General features: G+C 69.3%; 24 protein-coding genes and 1 tRNA gene. 11 read left to right on the top strand and 14 right to left on the bottom strand.

The annotated features are described in order from the left end of the window. Positions 1-13 precede the first annotated feature (13 nt). Entirely contained in the window at positions 14-259 is a 246-nt protein-coding gene (locus ACPCUW_RS24140; RefSeq protein ID WP_227463155.1) for a hypothetical protein, read from the bottom strand. Between the two features lie 259 nt (positions 260-518). Between ACPCUW_RS24140 and ACPCUW_RS24135 the strand changes: the two genes are divergently transcribed. The 4 genes from ACPCUW_RS24135 (at position 519) to ACPCUW_RS24120 (ending at position 4935) form a co-directional block, all read left to right on the top strand. Next, positions 519-1541: a YncE family protein gene (locus tag ACPCUW_RS24135; protein WP_423427262.1), complete on the top strand. Its 1023-nt coding sequence runs from the start codon at positions 519-521 to the stop codon at positions 1539-1541. After that, positions 1541-1831, top strand: a complete 291-nt coding sequence (locus ACPCUW_RS24130) for a DUF5703 family protein (RefSeq protein WP_051024622.1) — start codon at positions 1541-1543, stop codon at positions 1829-1831. Before ACPCUW_RS24135 ends, ACPCUW_RS24130 begins: the two co-directional genes overlap by 1 nt. A 3-nt stretch (positions 1832-1834) precedes the next feature. Next, complete coding sequence (locus tag ACPCUW_RS24125) at positions 1835-2929, top strand: quinone-dependent dihydroorotate dehydrogenase (protein ID WP_423427260.1); 1095 nt, start codon at positions 1835-1837, stop codon at positions 2927-2929. Between the two features lie 173 nt (positions 2930-3102). After that, positions 3103-4935, top strand: a complete 1833-nt coding sequence (locus ACPCUW_RS24120) for an AMP-dependent synthetase/ligase (RefSeq protein WP_063032312.1) — start codon at positions 3103-3105, stop codon at positions 4933-4935. 79 nt (positions 4936-5014) lie between these two features. Here the strand turns inward: ACPCUW_RS24120 and ACPCUW_RS24115 are convergent, their stop codons facing one another. Together ACPCUW_RS24115 and ACPCUW_RS24110 are read right to left on the bottom strand one after the other, a co-directional pair. After that, positions 5015-5566, bottom strand: coding sequence for a YbhB/YbcL family Raf kinase inhibitor-like protein (locus tag ACPCUW_RS24115; protein ID WP_063017762.1), 552 nt, complete (start codon positions 5564-5566; stop codon positions 5015-5017). A gap of 33 nt (positions 5567-5599) precedes the next feature. Continuing rightward, positions 5600-6949 carry a M20/M25/M40 family metallo-hydrolase gene (locus tag ACPCUW_RS24110; protein ID WP_063017760.1) on the bottom strand — a complete coding sequence of 450 codons (1350 nt, stop codon included), beginning with the start codon at positions 6947-6949 and terminating at the stop codon, positions 5600-5602. 276 nt (positions 6950-7225) lie between these two features. Between ACPCUW_RS24110 and ACPCUW_RS24105 the strand changes: the two genes are divergently transcribed. Both ACPCUW_RS24105 and ACPCUW_RS24100 read left to right on the top strand, forming a co-directional pair. Then, positions 7226-7879, top strand: a complete 654-nt coding sequence (locus ACPCUW_RS24105) for a hypothetical protein (RefSeq protein ID WP_423427258.1) — start codon at positions 7226-7228, stop codon at positions 7877-7879. A 3-nt stretch (positions 7880-7882) separates the two neighbouring features. Beyond that, a complete protein-coding gene (locus ACPCUW_RS24100) occupies positions 7883-8251 on the top strand; it encodes a hypothetical protein (protein WP_423427256.1) in 369 nt (122 codons plus the stop codon). A 30-nt stretch (positions 8252-8281) separates the two neighbouring features. Here ACPCUW_RS24100 and ACPCUW_RS24095 read toward each other — a convergent pair whose 3' ends face one another. Then, positions 8282-9187: a sterol desaturase family protein gene (locus tag ACPCUW_RS24095; protein WP_063017754.1), complete on the bottom strand. Its 906-nt coding sequence runs from the start codon at positions 9185-9187 to the stop codon at positions 8282-8284. Positions 9188-9363: 176 nt separating this feature from the next. Between ACPCUW_RS24095 and ACPCUW_RS24090 the strand changes: the two genes are divergently transcribed. The 4 genes from ACPCUW_RS24090 to ACPCUW_RS24075 all read left to right on the top strand — a co-directional run bounded on the left by ACPCUW_RS24090 (position 9364) and on the right by ACPCUW_RS24075 (position 12168). After that, positions 9364-10821: a sensor histidine kinase gene (locus ACPCUW_RS24090; protein ID WP_423427254.1), complete on the top strand. Its 1458-nt coding sequence runs from the start codon at positions 9364-9366 to the stop codon at positions 10819-10821. Further along, positions 10818-11474, top strand: coding sequence for a response regulator (locus ACPCUW_RS24085; RefSeq protein WP_423427253.1), 657 nt, complete (start codon positions 10818-10820; stop codon positions 11472-11474). Before ACPCUW_RS24090 ends, ACPCUW_RS24085 begins: the two co-directional genes overlap by 4 nt. A gap of 186 nt (positions 11475-11660) precedes the next feature. Continuing rightward, positions 11661-11975, top strand: a complete 315-nt coding sequence (mihF, locus tag ACPCUW_RS24080) for an integration host factor, actinobacterial type (protein WP_030516894.1) — start codon at positions 11661-11663, stop codon at positions 11973-11975. Positions 11976-12082: 107 nt separating this feature from the next. Continuing rightward, positions 12083-12168 (top strand) — tRNA-Leu (locus tag ACPCUW_RS24075). 351 nt (positions 12169-12519) lie between these two features. Here the strand turns inward: ACPCUW_RS24075 and ACPCUW_RS24070 are convergent. The 8 genes from ACPCUW_RS24070 to ACPCUW_RS24035 form a co-directional block, all read right to left on the bottom strand. Next, positions 12520-13170: a hypothetical protein gene (locus tag ACPCUW_RS24070; protein WP_423427251.1), complete on the bottom strand. Its 651-nt coding sequence runs from the start codon at positions 13168-13170 to the stop codon at positions 12520-12522. Next, positions 13167-13421, bottom strand: coding sequence for a hypothetical protein (locus ACPCUW_RS24065; RefSeq protein ID WP_423427249.1), 255 nt, complete (start codon positions 13419-13421; stop codon positions 13167-13169). The genes ACPCUW_RS24070 and ACPCUW_RS24065 overlap by 4 nt, the downstream gene beginning before the upstream one ends. 103 nt (positions 13422-13524) lie before the next feature. Next, complete coding sequence (locus tag ACPCUW_RS24060; protein WP_423427247.1) at positions 13525-15246, bottom strand: SulP family inorganic anion transporter; 1722 nt, start codon at positions 15244-15246, stop codon at positions 13525-13527. 126 nt (positions 15247-15372) lie between these two features. Then, positions 15373-16185, bottom strand: a complete 813-nt coding sequence (locus ACPCUW_RS24055; protein ID WP_227463153.1) for an SAM-dependent methyltransferase — start codon at positions 16183-16185, stop codon at positions 15373-15375. A gap of 90 nt (positions 16186-16275) precedes the next feature. Further along, the gene (locus tag ACPCUW_RS24050; protein ID WP_423427245.1) at positions 16276-16560 is read right to left on the bottom strand and encodes a hypothetical protein; all 285 of its coding nucleotides are present in this window, start codon (positions 16558-16560) and stop codon (positions 16276-16278) included. Between the two features lie 9 nt (positions 16561-16569). Continuing rightward, complete coding sequence (locus tag ACPCUW_RS24045) at positions 16570-17874, bottom strand: S8 family serine peptidase (RefSeq protein ID WP_423427244.1); 1305 nt, start codon at positions 17872-17874, stop codon at positions 16570-16572. Positions 17875-17939: 65 nt separating this feature from the next. Further along, a complete protein-coding gene (locus tag ACPCUW_RS24040; RefSeq protein ID WP_423427242.1) occupies positions 17940-18851 on the bottom strand; it encodes an NAD-dependent epimerase/dehydratase family protein in 912 nt (303 codons plus the stop codon). 59 nt (positions 18852-18910) lie between these two features. Then, a complete protein-coding gene (locus ACPCUW_RS24035; RefSeq protein WP_423427240.1) occupies positions 18911-19585 on the bottom strand; it encodes a PaaI family thioesterase in 675 nt (224 codons plus the stop codon). A 140-nt stretch (positions 19586-19725) separates the two neighbouring features. Between ACPCUW_RS24035 and ACPCUW_RS24030 the strand changes: the two genes are divergently transcribed. Beyond that, a complete protein-coding gene (locus ACPCUW_RS24030; RefSeq protein ID WP_423427239.1) occupies positions 19726-20205 on the top strand; it encodes a nuclear transport factor 2 family protein in 480 nt (159 codons plus the stop codon). Here ACPCUW_RS24030 and hrpB read toward each other — a convergent pair. Together hrpB and ACPCUW_RS24020 are read right to left on the bottom strand one after the other, a co-directional pair. Next, the gene (gene hrpB / locus ACPCUW_RS24025; RefSeq protein ID WP_423427237.1) at positions 20202-22643 is read right to left on the bottom strand and encodes an ATP-dependent helicase HrpB; all 2442 of its coding nucleotides are present in this window, start codon (positions 22641-22643) and stop codon (positions 20202-20204) included. The genes ACPCUW_RS24030 and hrpB overlap by 4 nt on opposite strands. After that, complete coding sequence (locus ACPCUW_RS24020) at positions 22640-24265, bottom strand: class I adenylate-forming enzyme family protein (protein WP_423427235.1); 1626 nt, start codon at positions 24263-24265, stop codon at positions 22640-22642. Before ACPCUW_RS24020 ends, hrpB begins: the two co-directional genes overlap by 4 nt. Positions 24266-24311 lie beyond the last annotated feature (46 nt).

Below are 24311 nucleotides of genomic sequence, written 5' to 3'. Positions count from 1 at the left end.
CTGGCACGTGTGATCAGCGGCCCTCGATGACCGCGCTCAACCGGTTCAGCAACGCGCGCACCGTCGTGGTCGCCCCGCGCTGCGCCGGGACCGGCACGGCGGTCGGCACCAGATCACGCACCAGGGCGCGCACGCTGCGGGCGTCGTCGAGGTCGATATCGGTGACGGCGGCCTCGACCACGGCCACCACATCCTCGGGGCCGGGCACGTCGGTGGGGGTGTCGGCGCGGTAGATCTCGAGGGTGAGGGTGGAACGCACCGTGCGGAAGGCGAACGGCTGCCCCTCGGCCGTTCGGCCGAACCCGTGGGCGAACGGACCAACGGTTAAATCTTCAAGTGTGAATTCAGACGTGCGGTCTGTTTCCAACCGAGACTCCCCTGGTTCGACGTCCGATATGAGGTATCCACGGTAACGGGTGAGGCGCGTGCCACGCCGGAACCACCCCGGTGACCGGGCCGCGTGTCCGATCATGGTCAGATGAAACAGTACGCATGAGTCACACGAAGGAGTTCGGAGCATGCGGGGTTATCGGTCGGCACTGGGTGCCGTCCTCGCGGCCGCCGGCGCCGTCGTGCTCGTCGCGGGCTGTTCCTCCCACAGCGACGACACCACTGCCCCCGCGGCCGGTGCTCCCGGACGCGCCGCCGCCGCGCCGGCGGCGACCGCCACGCCCGCCGGAGCCGTCACCGCCTTCGGGCCGGTCGGGACACTGCTCGCCGAACCCGCCACCGGCCGGGTGGTCGCCCTCGACCCCAACGGCCTCGGGTTACGCCTGGTCGACCCCGCGAATCCCGCGGCCGCGCGGGCGCTCACCCTGCCCGCGCAGGCCACCGGCCTCGCCCTCGGCGCCCCGGGCGAGGTACTCGTCGCGGCCGGGCGGGAGGTGTTGCGCGTCGATATCGCCACCGCCGCGATCCGCCCGGTGCCCGTCGACGGCGACGTGCGCGCGATCGCGCGGCGCGGGGACGGCCGTCTGGTGGCCGGACTCGACGGTGGCCGCGTGCAGATCCTCGACGCGGACGGACATCCGAACAAGATCGTCAGCGGCCTGAGCACCGTCGACGCGGTGGCCGCCACGGCGAACGCGGTGGCCACGCTGGATCTGGACCAGACCACTCTCACCGAACTCGACCTCGATCGCGACCGCCCGGGGCTGGCCCTGCGCGCGGGCCTGGGCGCCACCCATGTGATCAGCGACCATTACGGCCGCCTGCTGGCCACCGATACCTCCGGCGGAGCCCTGCTGGTCTACACGACCGATCCGCTGCTGCTGCGCCAGCGCTTCCCGGTCGGGCCCTCCCCCTACGCCCTGGCCTACGATGAACGGTCCGACACCGTGTGGCTCACGCTCAGCGGAAGCAACGAGGTGGTCGGTTTCGATCTGTCGACCGGTATACCGGAAGAAGTGGGTCGCTTCGCAACGGTGCGCCAGCCCAATTCGCTGACGATCGACAGCCGCACCGGCGACATGTTCGTCGGGTCGGCAACCGGAGACGGTCTGCAACGCATCGGCGCGGACCAGAGGAAGAGAGGTCAGTGATGGCTCGAGCGCCTCGATACGAGTCGGCGTCCGGCGCCGCACACCACGACCGGCGCAGACGGTCGATTCCCGCGGGATGGGAGGAGACCAGCGAAGAAGGAGAATACGAGTACGTGCCGCTACGACTACCCCCGGACGTGAATCGGGTCACCGCGTCCATGCGCCTGGCCATCCAGGCCGAATTCGGCGGCTGGGAGCTCTCGCGAGTGCGCGCCTACACCGACGGCAGCCGGCGAGTGTTGTTGCGGCGGCGCAAAACCAGCTTCCCCGTGACCGAAACGGGGATGTGAGGGATGTATTCCTTATTCCTGCGGTTGCTGTTCCTGGTGCCGCCCGAGCGTATCCATCACCTCGTGTTCACCGTCATCCGGCTCACGACCGCTTTCCCGCCCACACGATGGCTGGCCCGAAAACTCACCGCGGCGGGCAATCCGATCCTCTCCACCACCGTCTTCGGCGTCCACTTCCCGGCGCCGCTCGGGTTGGCGGCCGGGTTCGACAAGAACGCCGCCGGTGTGAACGCTTGGGGCGCACTGGGTTTCGGGTTCGCCGAGATCGGCACCGTCACCGCGCAGGCGCAGCCGGGTAATCCGGCGCCGCGACTGTTCCGGTTGCCTGCCGACCGCGCGCTGATCAACCGGATGGGCTTCAACAACCACGGGGCCGCCGCAGCCGCGGGACGGCTGGCCGCACGCCGGAGCGGTGGCGTGCCGATCGGCGCCAACATCGGCAAGACCAAGGTCGTGGAGCCCGAACACGCCGCCGAGGACTACGCGCTCAGCGCGCGGCTGCTGGGCCCGCTCGCGGACTTCGTCGTGGTCAACGTCAGCTCACCCAACACCCCGGGGCTGCGCGATCTGCAGGCCGTGGAATCGCTGCGCCCGCTGCTGCGCGCGGTGCTCGACAGCGTCGCGGCCGGCGCCGAACCCAAACCGGTCCTGGTCAAGATCGCCCCCGATCTGTCCGACGAGGACATCGACGCGGTCGCCGACCTGGCCGTCGAACTCGGGCTCGCCGGAATCGTGGCCACCAACACCACCATTCGCCGCGACGGACTGGCCACTCCGGCCGCCGAGGTCGCCGCGATGGGCGCGGGTGGGTTGTCCGGACCGCCGGTCGCCGACCGCTCGCTCGAGGTGCTGCGCCGCCTCTACGCCCGCGTCGGAGACCGGCTGGTACTGATCTCGGTCGGCGGCATCGAGAACGCCGATCAGGCCTACGAGCGCATTCTCGCGGGAGCCTCGCTGCTGCAGGGCTACACCGGGTTCATCTACGGCGGGCTGTTCTGGACACGCTCGGTGCACCGCGGCATCGCCGCGCGCCTGCGCGCGGACGGATACCGCAGCCTCGCAGAGGCCGTGGGCGCCGCCCACACCGCCCGCGCCTGAGCGCGGCTGGCCCCACCCGCTCGCCGATAACTCTGCTGCGGCCGGTTTCCGGTGCGCGGAGCCGGTTGCTACCGGCCGGAACAGCCCCCCGAATGTCCGATTTCACGTTTAGGATGGGTGATCCGCATCACGTCCCCGACGTGATGTTCGTGCACCGACCGGGAACAAGGGATATGACCACAGCAGAGATCGGCTACACCCACCACACCGGCGCCACGGTCCGCACCGTGCCCGAGGCCTTCCAGCAGACGGCGACACTACGCCCGAATCAGGTCGCGTTGCGGACCGTCGGCGGTACCCAGCAGATCACCTGGGCCGACTACGCGCGCCGGGTGCGCGCGATCGCGGCCGGGCTGGCGAAACTCGGTGTCGCGCACGGTGACACGGTTGGGATCATGCTCACCAACCGGCCGGAGTTCAATCTGGTCGACACCGCGATCCTGCATCTGGGCGCCACCCCGTTCTCGGTGTACAACACCAGCTCTCCCGAACAGATCGCGCACGTGTTCGGCAACGCCGAGAACGGCGTGGTCGTCACCGAACAGGCGTTCCTGGCGCCGATCACCGCCTCCGGGGTGAAACTCGAGCACGTGATCGTCGTCGACGGCGCCGCACCCGAGGGCGGGCTGACCCTCGATCAGGTCGAGAACGATCCGGCCGAGGATTTCGATTTCGACGCCGCCTGGCAGGCGGTGCGGCCCGACGATCTGGCCACCCTGATCTACACCTCCGGCACCACCGGGCCGTCGAAGGGCGTGGAGATCACCCACGCCAATGTCGTCGCCCAGATCGTCGCGCTCACCAACGGCGCCCTCGTCGCCGATATCGAAGCGCGGGCGGTGTCGTACCTGCCGGCCGCCCATGTCGCCGACCGCATCTCCGGACACTGCCTGAACCTGTTCACCGGCGTCACCATCACCTGCGTGCCGGATCCGCGCGAGATCGCCGCCGCTCTGCCCGATGCCCGGCCGACCTTCTTCTTCGGCGTGCCGCGGGTGTGGCAGAAGATCAAGGCCGGTGTCGACGCGGCGATCGCCACCGAATCCAGCGCGGTCAAGAAGGCGCTGGCGCAGTGGGCGATCGGCGTCGGCGTGGCCACCGCCCGGGCGCGATTGGCCGGCGGCAACGGCGGCCCGCTGCTGGCCGTCCAGCACAAACTCGCCGATGCGCTGGTGTTGTCGAAGTTGCGCGCCACCCTCGGCCTGGACGAGTTGAAGGTCGCCTCCTCGGGCGCGGCCGCGATCCCGCCCGAGACGCTGGAATTCCTGCTCGGGCTGGGCTTCACGGTCAGCGAGGTGTGGGGCATGTCGGAGACCACCGGCGTCGGCACCTTCACCGAACTCGAGAAGCCGCGACCCGGTTCGGTGGGCCGGGCCGTCGACGGGGTGGAGATCCGCCTCGACAGCGACGGCGAACTGCTCATCCGCGGCGGCATCGTCAGTCACGGCTACCGCAAGATGCCCGAGAAGACCAGTGAGGCCATCGATTCCGACGGCTGGCTGCACACCGGCGATATCGCGACCATCGACGGCGACGGCTACGTCACCATCGTGGACCGCAAGAAGGAATTGATCATCACCGAGGCGGGAAAGAACATCTCCCCCACCAACATCGAGAATTCGGTGAAGGCCGCCTCGTCGCTGATCGGCCAGATCGTCGCCATCGGCGACTCCCGCCCGTACATCGCCGCGCTGGTCGTGCTCGACCCCGACACCGCCGCCGTGCGCGCGAAGGCGCTGGGCATCCCCGACGCCGATCTCGACGCCCTCGCCGCCCATCCGCAGATCCTCGAGGAGGTGCGCGCCGCGATCGTCGCCGGTAACGCCAAACTGTCGCGGGTGGAGCAGATCAAGCGTTTCCGCATCCTGGCGCGGGCCTGGGAACCCGGCGGCGTGGAACTCACTCCCACGCTGAAGTTGAAGCGCTCGCCGATCGCCGCCGAGTACGCGGCCGACATCGCCGAGCTCTACACCGATCCGGTCCCCGAGGGAGTGCACAACCTCTAGTCGAATCGGTTCGGACACAGTCTGTTTCGCGTCGGCGGGGTCTTCGGCAGTTACCGAAGATCCCGCCGACGCGTCGAGACTACTTCTGTTCGTAGGTGCCGACGAGCGTCGCACGCGCGATGGCGTGGGAGAACAGATTGAAACCCAGATAGGCCGGGGTCGCGTCCGCGCCGACGCCCAGCGATTCGACGTCCACGGCGTGCACCACGATGAAGTAGCGGTGGTAGCCGTGTCCGGGCGGCGGGCCGGCGCCGACGAATCCGGCGAAGCCGCCGTCGTTGCGCAACTGGATCGCCCCGCTCGGCAGGGCGCCGCCTTCACTGCCCTCTCCGGCGCTGCCCGCACCCGATTCCAGCGAGGTCACCGACGCCGGGATGTCGGCGACGGCCCAGTGCCAGAAGCCGGAGCCGGTCGGTGCGTCCGGGTCGTACATGGTGACCGCGAAACTCTTGGTCTCGGCCGGGAATCCGCTCCACGACAACTGCGGGGAGATATCTCTGCCGCCCGCCCCGAACACCCCGCTGACCTGTTCGTTACCCAGCGGCTGTCCGTCGGTGACATCGGTGGAGGTGAGGGTGAACTCGGGCAGCTGCGGCAACGCCGCATAGGGATTGTAGGAATAGTCGGGCACGAGGACCGTCCTTTCTGCTAGTCGAGCGGATCGTCAGCTGTGCAACAGGAAATGCTCCATGACGCGAGCGCCGAATTCCAGCGCCGACACCGGCACCCGTTCGTCCACGCCGTGGAACAGTGCGGAGAAATCCAGCTCCGGCGGCAATTGCAGGGGCGCGAAGCCGAAACACCGAATTCCCAAGCGCGCGAACGCTTTCGCGTCCGTGCCGCCGGACAGCATGTAGGGCACGGTGCGGCCGTTCGGGTCGTGGGCCAAGATCGCGTCGTTCATGGCATCGACCAGATGCCCGTCGAACGTTGTCTCGTAGGAGTCGAGTCTGGTGATCCACTCGCGCTCCACGTCCGGGCCGATCAGCTCGTCGACCTCCCGTTCGAAGGCCGCCTGCCGGCCCGGCACCACCCGGCAGTCCACCGTCGCCTCGGCGGTCTGCGGAATCACATTCGCCTTGTACCCGGCGCGCAACATGGTCGGGTTGGCGGTATCGCGCAAGGTCGCGCCGATGATGCGCGAGATGGTGCCCAGTTTCGCGAGCTGACCCTCGATATCCGGGCTGTCCGGATCGAAGTCGATGCCGGTCTCCTCGCTGACCGCGGCCAGGAATTCGGCCACCGAATCCGACAGCACCAGCGGGAACGTGTGCTTACCCAGCCGCGCCACCGCCTCGGCCAGAATCGTGACCGCGTTGTCGTCGTGCAGGAACGAGCCGTGGCCCGCGCGGGCCTTGGCGCGCAATCGCATCCAGCCCAGGCCCTTTTCGGCGGTCTCCACCAGATACAGCCGCCGCTCGGTGCCGTCACGGCGCGGCACGGTCAGCGAGAAGCCGCCGACCTCTCCGACCGCCTCGGTGACCCCTTCGAACAGATCCGGCCGGTTGTCGGCCAGCCACTGCGAACCCCACTTGCCGCCGTTCTCCTCGTCGGCGAGGAACGCGAACACCAGATCGCGCGGCGGCACCGTGCCCTCGATCTTGAACTGGCGGGCCACCGCCAGCATCATGCCGACCATATCCTTCATGTCGATCGCGCCGCGGCCCCACACGTAGCCGTCGCGGATCGCGCCCGAGAACGGATGCACACTCCAGTCCGCGGCCTCGGCCGGCACCACGTCCAGATGGCCGTGGATCATCAGCGCGCCACGACCGCGATCGGCTCCGGGCAAGCGCGCGAACACATTTCCGCGTCCGGGGGCTCCCGACTCCACGTATTCGGTGGTGTAACCGGCCTGCTGCAACTGGTCGGCCACCCACTGCGCACATTCGCGTTCACCCTTGGTGGTTTCCAGCACCCCGGTATTGGAGGTGTCGAAGCGAATCAGCGTGCTGACCAATTCGACCACTTCGGCTTCCGCCCGGGAGCGGGACTCGCGCTGTACACCTGTCACGCCCCTTTCCTACCACGCGTCGCGCCGGGGCGAATGACGCCCGACCCGGCCGGGCCCGTGGAACCCCGCATCGACGTGGGCCTCGGCACGCTCACATCGCAGCGGGCTCCCCGCGCCTGCTCGGGCAATGTCGACCGCGTTGTGATCTCGCTGATCGAATTGTCCGGCCGGGGCGTCGCCGGAGATCGGCGGCGTGTCCCGACGGTGCCGTCGGCTCGGCGAGATTCTTCGCATATCGGGCGCGCGGATTCCGGTGGTGACACTTATCATTCCGGCATGCGCCGTCGTAGGTGGCTTCGGGCCGCGGTGTGCTCGAGCGTGTTGATCGCCTGTGGCTGCGTCGGCGCGGTGGAACGCGACGCCTTCGAGCAGCAGATCCGCGCTCGCGGGGGTGGCCTGGTGGACGGCCTGCCGGCCGCGGCATTCGAGGCGGTGCGAAACCGGCTGGGCACCGGCGACATTCAGGCCGGCGTCGTGATGTTCGTCGCTCCCGAGTCGACGCAGTTCCGCCTGGTCCTGGCCGATCAGCCCGAGCAGGTGACCCGATTTCTTGCCGACCACGACGATCTGAGCACCCGTGAACCGGTCGTCCACCTGCGCGTCCGAAGTCCGCAGCGCCCACGCGAACTCGACGACTACTCCTATCGCCTCGGCGCCGTGAGCGCACCGCGGCCGGTGCGCGTCTCGGCCTTCGACCACCTGGACGGCGAATGCTTCTCCCTCGGCGACGTACCCGGCCTCACCCGTCTCGAGTCGATCGTCGAGACCGCCCGCGCCCGCAGTGGCCTCGCCGACGGTGTCGTTCCGGTGATCGTCGTGAGCCGATTCGGGCGCGACATCCGTATCGTTGCCGACGTGACCTCCGCGCGGTCGGACATGATCGCCGAATTCGATTCCGCCGGTTCGTTTCTCCGTATCCGGCAGGTGTGAACAGTGGCCGGACCGATCGTTTCCGCACTCGGCGCAGGCGTCAGCGCCGGGAGTCTCGTCAGCTTCGTCCTGCCACTGGCGATCTGGCCCGGGGAGGCCCGGCTCACGGCGCCGCTGTTCTGCCGGTCCCCCTACCTGGATCCGATGGTGGTGTCGGACACCGTTCAGGATTCCGAGGGCACGTCGGTGAACTACACGCTCTACTGCGTGAGCGAGCGCGGCGCTCTGACCGACGAAGGTTTCGCGCTGCCGTTCCTCACGCTGTTCGCGGCGCATATCGTCCTGGTCACCGCCGTCGTCCTGGTGGCGGTGCTGTGGACGCGCAAGTCGTCGGCGGACACTCCGGCGGCGACCGGCGCCGTGGAGCTGTGACGCCCCAGCGGCGCGGTCCACGCCGATGCGCTAGCCCGTCGTAACGGCGGCGCCGGCCGGTTCGGGCAGCTGTCCGATCGGTGTCCCCGTCGCGTTCTCCCGCCAGCCCGGCGGGCCGAAGACATAGCCCAGTCGCCCCCGCCAGGTTCGGGCGTGGCGCACGTCGCGCAGAAGCGCCGCGAATTCGTGGTAGTTGACCTTCAGCGGATTCCCGGTACCGATGTCGTGGGTGAGCCCGTAGCGGATGGGTTCGGATTCGGCGGCGAAACTGCCGAACATGCGATCCCACACGATGAACACACCGCCGTAGTTGGTATCGAGGTAGGGCTGGTTGGAACCGTGGTGCACGCGGTGATGGGCCGGGGTGTTGAAGACGAATTCGACCGGCCGCCACAGGGTTCGGACGCGCTGGGTGTGGATCGGGAATTGATAGAGCAGCCCGAGGGTGTTGAGCAGGAAGATCATCCACGCGGGGAAGCCCAGCAGTGCGGCCGGCACCCATGCCAGGCTACGCGTCATCGAGGCGATCGGGTTGAGCCAGGGCAACCGGATCGCGGTCGTGAGATTGAAGTGGGTGCTGGAGTGGTGCACCGAATGAGCCGTCCACAGCAACCGGATTCGATGATCGGCCCGATGCGCCCAGTAGTAGCAGAAATCGGTGACCACCAGTCCCAGCAGCCACACCCACCAGTCGCGCGGTGACAGGTGCAGGGGTGTCCACGAGGCCGCCAGCACGATGGTGGAGAACGGCAGCACGTATTGCAGCAGCGGCTTGGTGAGCTGGCCGATCGCATAGGTGGCCCAGTTGGTGGCCGCCTCGCGTCCGTATCGCCCGCTGGGTGCGCGGTCGGGATCGCGGCGCGCGTCCCACCACTCCACGGCCATCATGGCGATGAAGGCGGGCACCGCGTACAGCGCCAGGTCCGCATTGTTCATCCGAACTCCTGTCCGATCTGTGATCCGGCCGTACGCGGGAACCGAGGTGTCCCCGCGCGCGGCGTGCCACAGCGACGGTAATGCCGCCGACCAGCCGGAACATCGGGCCCGAGAGGGATTGCCGATCCCCCGGCCGAGGGACTCGCCGTCCCGGTCCGCGCCGGTATCGTCGCGGTGTGTTGTGGGAGCGAGCGGTGTCGCCGAGCCCGTGGGCGCTGCTGCGGCGCACTCCACGGCCGGGGGCAGAGAGCGCGGCGGAGCCGCCGGGCGGTGAACTGCGTGCGGTTCGCCGGTCGCTGACCAGGCAGTCGGTGGCGGTCGCGGTGGTCGCGGCCGTGGTGGACGCGGTCGTCTTCACGCTCTCCGGCATCTTCGCCGTAGCGCCCGGCCCGGCCGCCGCGGTCCTGGTGGCCATCGTGGCGGCCGATCTGGCCTTCGCGGCGCCACCGGCGACGGCTGCGGTCGTCGCGGTCGTCCAGGTCGGGATCCGGCTGGCGGTCACCGTGTTGTTGCATCGGCACGGGCTGCCCGTCCGGGTGGCCGACGTCGGCTTCCTCGTGGCCGGCTATCGGGCGGGTGCCTGGTTGTCGGGCCGGGCCTCACTGGTCACGGTGCCCGTCCTGGTGCTGGGGGCGTGCGGTGCGCCGCTGATCGCGGGCGGGGCGCCTGCGGCGGACTGGCGGCTGCTGCTCACATCGTCGATCTCCGGTGGCGTCGTGCCGTGGCTGGTCGGCCGCTACACCGCAGGTCGCGGCGCCTACATCGCGGAACTGGAGCAGCGCGAACGGCTCGCCCGCCAGCAGCAGCGGACCGCGCTGGAACGGGCGCTGACCGACGAACGCGAAGCGATCGCCCGCGACCTGCACGACGTCATCTCCCATCACGTGAGCGCGATCGGCATCCATGCGGGCGCGGCGCGTCTGGCGCTGCACGGAAGCGGCGCCGCCGCCGCGGCGACGCGCTCGCTGTCGGCGGTGGAATCGGAGAGCCGCGCCGCGATGGTGGATCTGCGCCGTCAGCTGGATCTGCTGCACGGCCGCGAGGACGCCGCCCGCCAGCCCGGTATGGCCGATATCGACGATCTGGCCGACCGCGTGCGCGGCGCCGGGCTGGACTTGACTGTCACCACCACCGGCGCCGAACTACCCCGTTCGCTCGACATCACCGTCTACCGGATCGTCCAGGAACTGCTCACCAACGCCCTGCGCCACGGCGCCGGCAGCGCGCGGCTGACGGTCCGCAACCACGGTACCGGGGTCGAGATCGAGCAGTCCAATCCGCTTGCCGGCGAAGAGGATTCGAACGTGTCCGCACCTTGCGCACCGGCGCGACCGCTCGGTTCGGCAGCGACTCCGCACGGGCCCGATGCGGTCCGCTTCCCGGCCGCTGAGCGTGCGACCGTCCGCGCCACCGCACCGGCCGGGGCCAGGTTCCGTTCCGGCCGGCGAACGCCGTCGCGAGAACGCGCGACCGTCGCCCGGCCGGGTGGTGCCGCGCCGGAAGCGACCACGGGCGTGCACCGGGGACTCGACGGCATCCGCCGGCGCGCGGAGTTGTTCGGCGGCAGCGTGGACCACGACGTCGCCGACGGTCACTGGCGGGTTCTCGTCCGGCTCCCGGGCGGGCGGTCGTGACGGGCACGGTCCGGGTCCTCATCGCCGACGACCACGCGATGTTCCGATCCGGACTGCGGGCCGTCCTCGATGCGGCCCCGGACCTCGAATGCGTCGGCGAGGCGGGCGACGGTCGCACCGCCGTCGCCGACACCGCACGGCTGCGGCCCGATGTGGCGATCCTCGACATCCGGATGCCGAAACTCGACGGTCTGGCAGCCACGGAGGCCATCGTGGCCGCCGGCGGTACCCGGGTGCTGGTCCTGACCACCTACGACAGCGAGGCGAGCCTCGCGCGCGCCCTGCAGGCCGGTGCCAGCGGCTTCCTGCTCAAGACGCTGCCACCGGAGGAGCTGATCGCGGCGATCCGCGTGGCGGTGCGCGGTGACGCGATCATCGACCCGTCGATGACCCGCCGGCTGGCCACTCGGCTGGCCGACACGCTGGCCCTGGCGCCACCGCCCGATCACGCCCTGACCGCCCGGGAACAGCAGGTTCTCCTCCTGCTCGCCGACGCCCGCAGCAACAGCGAAATCGCCGCCGCCCTGGGGGTCGGCGAGGAGACCGTGAAGACCCACGTCTCCCGGATTCTGGCGAAACTGCAAGTGCGCGACCGCATTCAGGCCGTCGTGTACGCCTACCGGCACGGCCTGGTGCGATCGCCCGGCCGCTAGCCGTCCGCCGGGCACCCCGACGACGTGGGCGAATCGTGGCAAATTTCCCGCATCTCGGGTATCCGAACCCCCGCCACCACCGCCGAACCGGGATTATCCTCGCGGTGTGTCGACCCATCACCGGGCTGCCGGTGATGTTCAATCGGTGCCGTTGAGGTTCCAGCGAACGAGTGAAAGGTTAGAGACATGGCACTTCCCACCATGACCGCCGAGCAACGCTCCGAAGCGCTGGCCAAGGCGGCCGCGGTCCGTAAGGCGCGGTCGGAACTGATCGAGCAGATTCGCAAGGGCTCGGTCTCGTTGGCCCAGGTGCTCGAGCGTGCCGACAAAGAGGACCTGGTCAAGAAGACGAAGGTCGCCGCGGTCATCAAGGCTCTGCCCGGCATCGGGCCGGTCAAGGCGGCAAAGCTGATGGACGAAGCCGATATTCCGGTCGACCGCCGTATCGGCGGCCTGGGGTCCCGTCAGCGTGCCGCACTGCTCGAGGCGTTGACGAACTAGCCCTCCCGAAGGCGGCGCTCAGCAGTCACCCGCGAGTCCGGGACCTGCACGGACACCCGTGATTTGGACCTCGCGGAGAGATCCGTTAACCTTGCTGAGCACCACCGGTCCGGGTGGCGGAATGGCAGACGCGCTAGCTTGAGGTGCTAGTGCCCTATTAACGGGCGTGGGGGTTCAAGTCCCCCTCCGGACACTGTGTGTAACTCGGAGTTACAGATAACCCCCGGCTTTCGGCCGGGGGTTATCTGTTTCCCGAAATTCTATCGCGTCGGCTCCGCGCCGTCGGAGTGTTCGCCCACATGGGCTCCCCGAATATGGCACCAACCTGCTGTGAGTTCAGTTTCCGCTGGTCGCAGCTGCTGATTTGGGCGGGCTCAGCCGGCTCCCGAGGTTGCCCGGTCGTGGTCTCGGAGTAGCTTGCGGTCCCGCGCCTATGCGGGCCGACTATCACGCGCGGCCGGAAAGCGGCGTGACGCCACCGATACAACTGCGCCGAGTGCGCGACGTTCGTCCGCGACTCTCGAGGCTAGCGGTTTGTCACCGGCTAGTGCAGTTCTCCGATGGGGTAATCGGGCACTGTAACCCCCGCGCTGTTGAAACAGAACCAATACCAGTCGCCACCGAGGTGACGGGATGCGCGTGCCGCGGGCCGGTGGCCGGAATGATCGGCAAAGCCACTCCCCATCGAGCAATAGTTCGCCATAGGGCCAGTCCTGAAGTAGATGCCGTCGTCGCGGCGTTCCACACCGCGTATGCGATAAAGGCCGAGGCGGCCACCTTCGAACGTCCGTGGATCGACCCCAGCAGTCACCTGCTGTGCCGCATCGTCGAAGGCGTGCGCCGAGAGGTACCAGCGTGCAGCCATTGGCAGGTGTGCGCTCCATGAAATGGCCGTGAGCGCGATTATCAGTACGGGAGCAGCCAGGGGGCCGAGCTCAGGTACCCGAAGCCGCCGGGCTCGGATTGCCAGGATCGGGTAGGTGATGACCACGGTCCACACCACAACCGCCACGAATGCCCCGCCGAGGATCTCCGACGGGGACAACGACATGATCTCGGTGCCGACCGGCTCGCTCGCCGGGACGAGTATCCCAAGGCAGGCCACGACAGTGCAGACGAGCAGAAGAAGCCTGCGAAGCAGTGACCGGTGTCGTCGGTTCCCTGGTTGGCTTTTCTTGGTCGGGGCCGTACTCATGGCAGGAGCCTAGGCTCCTGGCCGCGATCGTGGGTGTCGGCGTGTCGCCGCCGATGAAAAGTTGCCGCCGCGCCGTCACTCCTGTCGAGTGTGTCTGTAATACAACCAAATTCGCCGTGGCCATCGCGCACAGCCTCGCGGGTGATCGGTGACAGGCCGGTTTGGAGGAACAACTGCCCCGCACAGTCGTTGTCGCGCGGGGGGAGATGCTGCAACTGGTTGTTGTCAGCTCCGGATTCGAGTTCGGTCACCGACCGACCACACCGACACCGGCTCTCGCGCCGGCCATTACATCCACGGCGTCCCTGACATCAGCGGTTACGCCACAGAACGTGGAACTGTCCGCGACGGCCTCTACCGCGGCGATTCGGCGCCGTCGGAGTCGGAGTGTTCGCCCACATCGGGCAGATCCGCGACTGCCGCTGTCACGGTCGGGTACAGCCCGACCGGCGTCGAGCCTGCTTCGGCGGTGCCCAACGCGTCACCGAACTGGCCGATCGAGCGGGCGATCCGGAAATCGATGTGGCGCCGGCCCAGATCGTCGCGCAGATCCGCCAGCATCGCCGCGGCGGTGACGTCGATACTCGGGGAGGTCTCGGCATCGAGCACCACCAGCCGGGTGGCGTCGGTGCACAGCTGCTCGATACGACCGCGCACATAGTCGGCGTTGGCGAAGAACAGGCCCGATTCGACGCGCACGACCACCAGATCCGGCCGCTGGGTCAACTCGGGATGCCGGTCCGCGTCCAGCCACAGCGTGCCCGACCGCACCACCGGCGCCACATGCGGGCGCGACGAGCGGTACACCAGCAGCAGCATGGAGATGCCGATGCCGATCAGCAGGCCGGGCAGCGTATCGAACAGCAGGACGCCGATCATCGCCGCGACGGCGGCGGTGAAGTCGGCACGGGCGGCCTTGCCGTAGATTCCGCCCAGCCGCTGCGTCCACACCCGATACCGCCGCCGCAGCGCCGCGAAGTCGACCAGCTCGATCACCGCCGCGATCACCACACCCGCCAGCGTCGCCTCGGGCAAGTTCTCGAACAGGCCGGTGAGAAACAGCAGGGTCAGCACCGTCAGCGCCGCCACCACCAATCCGCTGCCCTGTGATTTGGCCCCTGCCGAGCCGTTGACGGCGGTTTTGGACAGGCTTCCGTTCACGACCATGCCCGACGCCAGCCCGGCGCCCAGATTCGCCGCTCCCACGCCGAGCAGTTCGCGGTTGGCGTCGATCTGGTAACCCGCTTCGGCCGCATAGGTTTTCGCCGCACCGAGGCCCTCGGCGAAGCCGATCAGCAGGACGCCGACCGCGGGGCCCAGCAGATCGATGTAGTCGCTGACATCGAGGCCGTCCGGAAGTCCCAGCGCCGGCAGACCGGAATCGATATGGCCGACGATGGCGACTCCGCGCTCGTCCAGATCGAACACCGCGACCGCGCCGATCCCGGCCAGCACCGCGAGCAACGAACCGGGTACCAGCGGCAGCCATCGCTTCACCACCAGCACGATCGCCAGACTCACGAAGCCGACCACCACGGTCCGCCACTGCGCATCGCCGAGGTGGCGCAGCACTCCCCACGCCTGTTCGAAGAAATTGCCCGCGTGCTTGGGGATGCCGAGCAGTTTCGGCACCTGGCCGATGATGATGGTCAAGGCCAGCCCGATGATGAAACCCTTCAGGACCGGTTCGGAGATGAACGCCGCGACGAAGCCGAGCCGGATCGCTCCCGCGATCAGGCCCACGATTCCGGTGGCGATGGCCAGCCCCGCCGAAAGCGCGATGTAGCGGCCGCCATCGGCACCCGCCATCGGTGTCACGATCGCCGCCGACAGTGCCGCGGTCGCCGACATGGGTCCCACGACCAGATGGCGGGAGCTGCCCGCCAGCGCGTAGAGCACGAGCGACGGTACGGCCGCGTAGAGGCCCACGACCGGCGGCACACCCGCGATCGTGGCGTAGGCCAGTGCCTCGGGCACCAGCACCGCCCACACGGTAAGTCCGGCGACGACATCGGCGCGCAACCACTGCGGGCGATATCCCGCCAAGGACTCGAGTATCACCCAGCGTGCCGCCACCTGTCCTCCACACGTCCGCGGGACCGGTCTTCTCGATCACCGACCGTCGTTGCCGCTCGGCAGCGACGCTAACGGCGGTGGCGGCGGGCGCGCGTCACACGTTGCGGGTGAATTCGTGGTCGGCGCTCACACCTTCTTGCCGACCGCGCCGTAGAGCGAGACCTTCTTGTCGTGGTCGGCGGGATGTTCGATGCCCTCCTGCCGCCACCGGTGAATGACCTCCACACCCGGCTCGACGAGTTCGAGGCCGTCGAAGAAGCGGGCGACCTCGTCACGGCTGCGCGGGCGCACCGGAATGCCCTGATCCGAATACACCTGCAGCAGGCGGCCCATCCCGTCGGGATCGTTGGCACCGTTGTCGAAATCCGTGGTGACATGGCTCATCGCGAGATACGAACCGGGGGCCAGCGCATCCATCAGCGTGTTCACCATGGCGTAGACGTCACCGGGCACGAAGTGGACCACCGCCATCAGCGAAATCGCCACAGGCTGCGACAGATCCAGCGTGTCGCGCAGCTCGCGAGAAGCGAGGATCGCCTCGGGATCCGCGGCGTCGGCCTGCACATAGGTGGTACGGCCTTCGGGGGCGCTCACCAGCAACGCCCGTGCGTGCGCGAGCACGATCGGATCGTTGTCGACGTACACCACCCGCGACTCGCATGCGTGTTCCTGCGCGACCTGGTGCAGATTGGGTTCGGTCGGAATCCCGGTGCCGATGTCGAGGAACTGGCGCACGCCCTGCTCGGCGAGATAGCGCGTCGCGGTGCGCATGAATTCACGGTTGGTGCGCGCGGTCAGGCGGACCGCGGGAAAGTTCGCGAGAGCGGTCTCGGCGGCGCGGCGGTCGGCCTCGTAGTGGTCCTTGCCGCCGAGAAAGTAGTCGTACATGCGGGCTGGGTGTGCCACATCGGTGCGCAGGTCGACCGGATGATCGGACACGGGAAGGCTCCTCGCGGGTCGGGAATGTATCGCCGATATATAGCGCATACGATCCAATTCGGCAGGGGGACGGCGCAATTCGCGCCGCGATCAGGCCGGGGCGGAGTCGTCGGGCGGCAGCCGGGGCGACCGGGGATCGGGCGCGGCGTCGTGCGCGGGGCCGATACGCGGATCGGCGAAGATCTCGGCCGCATCCGAGATCGCCGCCGCCCGCGTCGCGGCCGCATCGCTCACCCGCAGGGCATACAGGTGTTGGTCCGGGTCCACCGCGACGAGGCCGTAATCGAGGTCGACCTCGGCCTCGGTGAGGTGCAATTCACGCAGCGCCGCCGCCAGGGTGGCGTCGCTGGAGAGCCGGACGGTGAGCAGCGGCATGGTTCCACGCTACGCGCGGATCTCGGTGTTCTTCAGCTCCGCCAGCAGCGCGGCGGCGTTCACCACACCGAATCCGTAGTCGTAGTCGAACCCGCCGGGCTGCGCGGTTGCGGTGCGCCGCAACAGGTCTCGCAGCTGGGCCGGTGCCAGCTTGCTCGCCGGATAGACTGTGCGGATCGCCGCGACCAGTCCGGCGGCGACCGGGCAGGCCGCCGACGTTCCCGTATCGGGCTCTTTCGCGCCGAATACCGTCGACCCGAGGAAGTGGGTGTAGCTGCAGACGTCGGGTTTGCGGTCGGACAACCGGCCCGGCCCCTGCGAGGAGTAGCCGACGCGCTGTCCCTTGCTGTCGACTCCGCCGATGCTCAGCACGCTCGGATGCGAATTGGCGCCGCCGATCGGCCGATCCTGGTACGCGCACCGCGAATCGGGACAGTCGCGACCGCAATTGCCCGCGGCGAACAGGATGTCGGCGCCGGCCGCTTCCAGCGAACCGACGATCACGTTGAACGGATGCGACGGGTTGTCGGAGTAGTTGCCGGGCTGCCCCACCGGGAAGTCCCAGTCCGGTGAGAAGGCGCCCCAGCTGTTGCTGATCACCAGCGTGCGGGTGACCTCCGGCTGGTCGGTGAGCACGGTGCGCAGATGGGCGTAGGCGGCCAGCGCGTCCGACAGCAGCCCGTCCATCGTGGAGCCGCCGCGAGTCTTGCTCTGCAGCACCGGAATATCGAGCAGCGTGGCGTTCGGCGCACCGATCAGGGTGTCGAACGCGCACATCGATCCGTGGTCGACCGGGAACTGTCCGGCCGTGCCGCTCACCCCCGGCGGATTCCAGCTGCGCGCGGCGTCGACGGTCACCGGGCCGCCGCGGGCCTGCTCGACGCGGGCGGCGTTGATGCCGGTGTCGACGATCGCGACCGCGACCGATTTTCCGTCCATCCCACCGGCGGCCAGATCGCCGGTGTGCAACAGGGTTTGCACGTCGTGCCAGGTGCCGACCGCTGGATCGCCGCCGCAGGTGAGGTTCGTCTCGATCCGCGGGTCGGCGAAAACGCCTGCCACGCCGCGGGTTCCGGTCAGTCGCGCCACCGTGGCGTCGAGGTCGTCGTCGGGGATCTGCCCGCGCACCACCACCGAACCCGCGCCCGCTCGGTCGGCGGCGACGGTATCCGGGACGGACAGTGGGGCGAAGTCGTGGTCGAGGTCGAACCCGGGCAAATCGCCGGCGACATCCGCCGGGGCCACCGAGACGGCCGGATCGGCAACTGCGGCAATCAGATCGGCGGAGGGACGGAGTTGGATGAGTGCGCGCATATCTGCCATCCTGCCGCCAATTGCCGCGAATTTCCCCCTATTGCGCGAACGGAGTGCTCACCCGGTCAGCGCGCGGCCGACACCACGTCCACGAGGGCTCGGACTGCGCGCCGGCAGTCGTCGCGGCTGTAGCCCAGCAGGCGCACTTCGTCGGGATCCGGTTCGTAGGCCAGGGTGTTGCCGCGGCCCTGGATGATCGAGGCATCCGGCTGCAATCGGTGCGGCTCGTCGCGCTCGGTGATGACCCGCCCGCCGCCCGCGGCGTCGACGAGCATCTGGAAGAACTCCCGATACGACAGGTTCTGGTCGCCGACGAGGTAGGCCGCACCGGGCTCACCCCGCACCAGTGCGCCCCGAATCGCCTGTGCGAGTGAGGCAGCGGACATGTAGTTGGTGCCGCCGGCGGGTGCGAAGTCGGGGATGTCGGGTTCGTTCCCCGCCGCCCAGGATATCATCCGACGATAGCGGCGAGCCGACGTTCCCGGCACCGCACCGATGATCGACGGTGGATTGAGGGTGCACGCGGCGAACGAATCGTCGGCGAGCGCGCGGGCGCCCTCGTCGGCGGCTTTGCGCGCCGCGATATACGGGTTGCGCTCGGCGAGGTCGGGGCGTAGCTGGTGGTAGTAGCTGCCGACCTGCACGAAGCGCGGCACGCCGGCCTGCTTGGCCAGGGCCGCGAAACGGGGTACGCCGACGCTCTGGGTGGTCTCCCAGAATCGCCGGGTGTCGTCCTCGGGAGTCATGTGCCGCACGTCCTGCCCTGCGGCGAACACGATGCCGTCGAAGCGTTCCAGTGGTGCCGGGGTGAAGGTGGGCACCGTGTAATCGCCCAGCAGCAGCGGAAAATCGGCGACCGGTGAATCGGCCGATATCGGGCCGCGGCCCGCGACGGTGACCTCGTCACCGTGCTCGCGCAGGTGCAGCGCGGCGTGCACGCCGATCATGCCGGTGCCACCGACGATCAGAATCTTCATCTGCGGACATCTCTCGCTGAGTGGGAACAGGGGCGTGGCCGGTCGGTTCCGGTCGCTCGTCAGCGCGGCCGGGGAACCCGTTTGTCGATGAACAGACCCTCCACCGACACGCAGAGGGTGCCGTCGGCGCTGTGGATCGCGCCGGCCGAGTTGATCTTGCGGCCGTCCTCGGACACCATCCGGCCGCTGACCGTGAGCGGCTCGAACAAGGGGGTCGGACGGTGATACCGCACATTCAGTTGCGCCGTCGCGCCGCTGCGGCCCGACCAGGCGTTCGCCACCCCGAGCGTGTGGTCGAGCAGCAGCGCGGCCACTCCCCCGTGCACATGTCCCGGCGGTCCCTGATATGGAAGCGTCAGGGTCACGACACCGTCCACCGACCCGTCCGGACGGCCGGTGAGTGCGAGGGGCGGTGCGATCGCGTTCTCCGGACCGGTGACCGGATCGTGCCGGGTCACACCTTCACCGCGCCACATGTCGATCAGCCGTTCCGCGACCACCGGGGCATGCTGCTCGAGGTGGTCGGCGATGTTGTCGAGTTCCTCGGCCACCCGGTCCAGATTCGCGTTGGTCCGGTCGGTGCGCAGCAGGGCGTCGATCACCCGCCGCGCCGCGGCTGTCGCGCGGTCGACCGGGACGTCCTGCAGTTGCGAGGTCAGGACGATGTCGGCAGGTGAATTGCTCACTGTGGGAACGCTTTCCGGTTCCGGATCGGCCGACGTCGTCGCATCCATCGTGGTTTCTCCTCTGCCGTTCGCGGTTGTCGCGATACGTCAATCGCACGTTAGCGGTGTCGACCGGTCGGATGTCCGGCGAGGTCCCACCCACCGGAAAGCTCTGTCCCCGCGTCGGGCCGAGCGGCGAGGATGGGACCGTGGAACCCGCGGACCGACTTGCCATCACCACACTCCCGGCGAGATATGCGCGCGCCGCCGACCGACGGGACAGTGCGGCGCTCACAGCGCTGTTCACTCCGGATGCGGTCCTCGTATTACCACCCGTGCTGAACGGGACGGAGCAAGCCGTGGAGGTGATGGGCAGGCAGCGCGTGGTTGCCTCGGTGGTGGACGCGGTGTCACGTTTCGTGCTCACCCGCCACGTCGTGGAACAGCATGTGCTCGAGCCGGTTTCGCGCGATCGCGTGCACGGTGAGGTCTACTGCACGGCACACCACATCTCGCGGCGCGCGGACGGCTACCGGGACCGGCGGGTCGCCATCCGCTATCAGGACACCTTCGCCCGCATCGGCGCGAGCTGGTTGTTCTCCCGTCGGGAACTGGTGGTCGACTTCATCGAGGACGTCGCGGTTCGCGTTCCGGACGTTTCCAGCGCCGAGAACGCGGGTCCGGCCTAGCCGCGGCCGGCGTTGCGGGCCGTGCCGCGGTGGGCGGGCACGGTGGTGGGGTCTTCCGGCCAGGCGTGTTTGGGATAGCGGCCGCGCAGGTCCGCGCGCACGCGAGGCCAGCCGGTGCGCCAGAACGAGGCGAGATCAGCGGTGACCGCGACCGGGCGCTGAGCGGGTGAGAGCAGATGCAGCACGATCGGGACGCGGCCGTCGGCGAGGCGCGGTGCGTCGGTCCAGCCGAAGATCTCCTGGACCTTGATCGCGAGCACCGGCGGATCGGCGGAATAGTCGATGCGGGCGCGGCTGCCGGAGGGAACCTGCACGCGTTCCGGTGCCAGTTCGTCGATGCGCGCCGCGGCCGGCCAGGGCAGCAAGCGGCGCAGGGCTTGTGCGGTATCGATGCGTTCGAGATCGGCGCGGCGGCGTGCGGCGGCGAGTTCGGGTCCGATCCAGGTGTCGGCGGCGGCGAGCAGCGCTTCGTCGTCGACCGCCGGCCACGGGTCGCCCAGGGTTCGGTGCAGGAAGTCGAGGCGCTGACGCAGGGCGGTCGCCTCGGCGGGCCAGGTCAGCAGGCCGAGCCCCGACGAGGCCAGCCCGCGGCGCACGGCGGCGCCGAGCAAATCCGGATCCGGATCGCGAATGGGCTTCTCCGACAAGGTGATCGCACCCAGTCGTTCGACCCGCCGCGCCACCACATCGCCGTCGATCCACTCGACCTCGTCGGTGGTCGTCAGCAGTTCCGAGGCTGCGCGGCGGGCCAGGCGCTCGTCCGCGACCGCGGCCAGCCGGATGTAACCCTCGGAACGCCCGGGGTCGCGGGTGGCGACACCGACCGCCAGCCATTCCGGATCGCCGGTTCCCGAGCCGGCCGCAAGCGTGACCGCGGTTCCGCCGGCCATGAGATAGCTCGCCGACCCTGGGGCGCGTCGGCGCGCCAGCCGTTCCGGATATGCCAGCGCCACAATATAAGCGGGATCGTCGGCCCCCTCCGGCCCGTCGACCGTTCGGGCCAGCCGCTCGGCCTCGCGTCGCCAGCGCACCGGCTGCTCACGCCGGAGCCGGTGCAGGCCCGCGGTGAGATCGACACCCGAAATCAGGGTGTCGTCGTCGAGGACGGCGACGACTTCCGCGGCCGGTCGCGCCCCCACCTCGGCCGCTCCGTCGAGTAACGCGCGCGCCAGCCGCGGATGCAGCCCGATGCGGGCCATGCGCCGCCCGCGGTCGGTCACCGCACCGCCGGAGTCCACGGCACCCAAGGCGTGCAGCACATTCCGGCCGGCGGTCAGCCCACCGGCGGGCGGCGGATCCCACCAGCTGAGACCGTGACCGTCCGCCGTGCCCCAGCAGGCCAGTTCCAGTGCGAGCCGGGTCAGGTCGGCGGTGCGGATCTCCGGCTCGGGATAGGCGGGCAAGGTGGCGTGCTCGTGCTCCGGCCAGCATCGCCACACCCGGCCCGGCGCCTCGCGCCCGGCCCGCCCGGCACGCTGGTCGGCGACGGCCGCCGAGACGCGGACCGTGGCGAGTCCGGCCAGTCCCCGCGCCCGATCGATGCGTGGCACGCGCGCAAGGCCCGAATCCACCACGGCACGCACGCCCGGCACCGTCAGGCTCGACTCCGCCACCGCCGTGGCGAGCACCACGCGCCGCCGAGGTCCGGGACGCAAGGCCGTGTCCTGGCTCGCCGCGGATAATCTGCCGTGCAGCGGAACGATATCCACGCCGTCGTGGCCGTCCAGAAGTGCGGCGACTCTTCGGATTTCGGCCGCACCGGGAAGGAAGACCAGCACGTCGCCGTCGATTTCGGCCAGTGCGGTGCGGGTGGCGCGTGCGACCTGTGCGTCGATTCGCTCCCAGGGCAAGGGCGGGACGTAGGTTGTGGCCACGGGAAAGGTCTGCGCCTCGACCCGCACCACCGGCGCCGCGTCGTCCTCGCCCAGCAGCGCCGAAAGGCGTTCGGCGGCAACGGTGGCCGAGGTGGCGAGGACCCGCAGGTCCGGCCGCAATCCGGCCCGGGCGTCCAGTAGCAGCGCCAGCAGCAGATCCGCGTCCAGATGGCGCTCGTGACATTCGTCGAGGACTACCACGTCGACCCCCGCCAGCTCCGGATCGTCCTGCAGGCGGCGCACCAGCAAGCCGGAGGTCACGACCTCGATGCGGGTCCGCCGCCCGACCCGTCGATCCCCGCGGACCGAGTAGCCGACGGTTTCGCCCACCTGCTCGCCGAGCAACGTAGCCATCCGCGCGGCCGCGGCCCGTGCCGCCAGCCGCCGCGGCTCGGCTACGAGCACCCGGCCGGAGTTGTTCGCCGCCAGCGCCAACGGCACCAACGTCGTCTTTCCGGTGCCCGGCGGCGCGACCAGGACCGCGGTCTCGCGGTCGGCCAACGTCGCGACGAGATGATCGAGCACTGCCCGGACGGGCAGATCGGGAAGTTCGAGACCGATCACCGCAGCCCCAGCATGCGCATCGCGGTGTCGCGCGCGGCCGCGCGGTCGGTCTTGCCGCCCGGGCCGAGGTCGAGCCGGTCCACCACCACGACATATTCGGGCGTGTATTCCTTGGTCACCCCGCGCGATGCGAGCCGGTTCGACAGCCCGGGCGCGTCCAGGGTCGCGCCGTCGGCGAGCACGACCACGGCGCAGACGCGTTCTCCGTAGACGTCGTCGGGAACACCGACGACAGCGACGTCGGTGACCGACTCGTGCTCGCGCACCAGCTCCTCGATTTCGGTGATCGAGACGTTCTTTCCGCCCCGGATGACGAAATCCGATGTCCGCCCGACCACCCGCACCCGGTCGGTCTCGTCGATCTCGACGATATCGCCGAGCAGTGTCCACCCGTCGGATGTGTAGAGCTCGGCGTCGGCGGCCGGGTCGTCCCAGTACCCGGCCGACACCAGTGGCCCGCGCACCGCCGGCCGGCCGCGGCGGACGGCACCGGCCACGTCGGCGCCGGCATCGTCGAGCACGCGCACGTTCATCGCGGCGAGAGTCCGGCCGCAGGTGCGCAGTCTGGTGTCGATGTCGTCGTCGAGGGTGGTCCGGCTCACCGCGCCGCTCTCGTTGGAGCCGTAGAACTGCAGGACCTTCGCGCCGGTCCGTTCCTCGAACGCGCGGGCATCGCGATAGGGAACGGGCTCACCGCCGGTGTACAGCACCCGCAGGCTGGACAGGTCACGGCGTTCCAACGCCCCGGAACGCAACAGCATCTTGAATTGCGTACTGACGCAGCACAATACGGTGACCCGCTCGCGCTCGATGAGCATCGCGGTCTCCTCGGCGTCGAAGCGCGCGCCGACGACGACCGGTATGCCCAGCAGGGCGGGCAGGAAATGCGCCGACCACAGGCCGAATCCGTACGGCGCCGGGACCACCGAGCAGACGATGTCCCGCGATCCGATCCGAGCGCCCAGCATCGCCTCGCGCGCGAAGGCCGTCCATCGTCGCTCGGTGTGCGCGACGATCTTCGGTGTCCCGGTCGTCCCCGACGTCGAGTTGAGGATGGTCACCTGCGATGGTGTGAAAGGCGCTGTGGCGGAATATGTTTCGGTCGTCGGCGTCGTGCCGGAACGGTGGCGCGCGACGGCTCCGGACTGCTCGTCGACGAGGAGAACGTCGCCGGGCATCACACCCTCCGCCTCGAGTTCGCGGACCAGCGCCTGCCAGGATCTGCCCCGGATTTCGGGCACGGTGACCAGTGTCGACGCGTCGGTCCGGCGCATCACGTGCGCGATCTCGCGCACGCCGGATCGCACCCCGACGGCCGCGGCGATGCGTCCCGCGCGGTAGCACCCGCACAGCGCCGCGTGGACGGCCGCGGTATCCGGGAGCAGCAGCGCGACCCGCGAACGGGGACCGCCGGAAGTAGAACGCAACGCCGCACAGGTCGCGTCCGCCGACCGGTCGTATTCGCTCCAACTGGTCGGCCCACCGGTAGTGACGAATGCGGCCCGGTGCGGAATCCGCTGCGCCCAGATGCGAACGATGTCGCTGATCGCGTGGTCCGTATACGACTCCGGCGTGGACGCGAAACTGCCCGGAACGATCGACTCCGCAGCGCGGTTCGTCATGATCACCTCACTCACCTACCGCCACCGATGTCGCATCCTCAACCGT

This window comes from Nocardia sp. AB354 (assembly GCF_049538315.1).
GTDB lineage: Bacteria > Actinomycetota > Actinomycetes > Mycobacteriales > Mycobacteriaceae > Nocardia > Nocardia nova.
Note: the sequence above shows the minus strand (reverse complement) of the source record. Positions and strands in the feature narration are given on the sequence as shown.

What these genes read in the sequence shown, in the direction of transcription:
- ACPCUW_RS24135 (WP_423427262.1), top strand. Translation starts at nt 519, where the DNA reads ATGCGGGGTTATCGGTCGGCACTGGGTGCCGTCCTCGCGGCCGCCGGC.
- ACPCUW_RS24130 (WP_051024622.1), top strand. Translation starts at nt 1,541, where the DNA reads ATGGCTCGAGCGCCTCGATACGAGTCGGCGTCCGGCGCCGCACACCAC.
- ACPCUW_RS24125 (WP_423427260.1), top strand. Translation starts at nt 1,835, where the DNA reads ATGTATTCCTTATTCCTGCGGTTGCTGTTCCTGGTGCCGCCCGAGCGT.
- ACPCUW_RS24120 (WP_063032312.1), top strand. Translation starts at nt 3,103, where the DNA reads ATGACCACAGCAGAGATCGGCTACACCCACCACACCGGCGCCACGGTC.
- ACPCUW_RS24105 (WP_423427258.1), top strand. Translation starts at nt 7,226, where the DNA reads ATGCGCCGTCGTAGGTGGCTTCGGGCCGCGGTGTGCTCGAGCGTGTTG.
- ACPCUW_RS24095 (WP_063017754.1), bottom strand. Translation starts at nt 9,187, where the DNA reads ATGAACAATGCGGACCTGGCGCTGTACGCGGTGCCCGCCTTCATCGCC.
- mihF (WP_030516894.1), top strand. Translation starts at nt 11,661, where the DNA reads ATGGCACTTCCCACCATGACCGCCGAGCAACGCTCCGAAGCGCTGGCC.
- ACPCUW_RS24070 (WP_423427251.1), bottom strand. Translation starts at nt 13,170, where the DNA reads ATGAGTACGGCCCCGACCAAGAAAAGCCAACCAGGGAACCGACGACAC.
- ACPCUW_RS24050 (WP_423427245.1), bottom strand. Translation starts at nt 16,560, where the DNA reads ATGCCGCTGCTCACCGTCCGGCTCTCCAGCGACGCCACCCTGGCGGCG.
- ACPCUW_RS24045 (WP_423427244.1), bottom strand. Translation starts at nt 17,874, where the DNA reads ATGCGCGCACTCATCCAACTCCGTCCCTCCGCCGATCTGATTGCCGCA.
- ACPCUW_RS24040 (WP_423427242.1), bottom strand. Translation starts at nt 18,851, where the DNA reads ATGAAGATTCTGATCGTCGGTGGCACCGGCATGATCGGCGTGCACGCC.
- ACPCUW_RS24035 (WP_423427240.1), bottom strand. Translation starts at nt 19,585, where the DNA reads ATGGATGCGACGACGTCGGCCGATCCGGAACCGGAAAGCGTTCCCACA.
- ACPCUW_RS24020 (WP_423427235.1), bottom strand. Translation starts at nt 24,265, where the DNA reads ATGACGAACCGCGCTGCGGAGTCGATCGTTCCGGGCAGTTTCGCGTCC.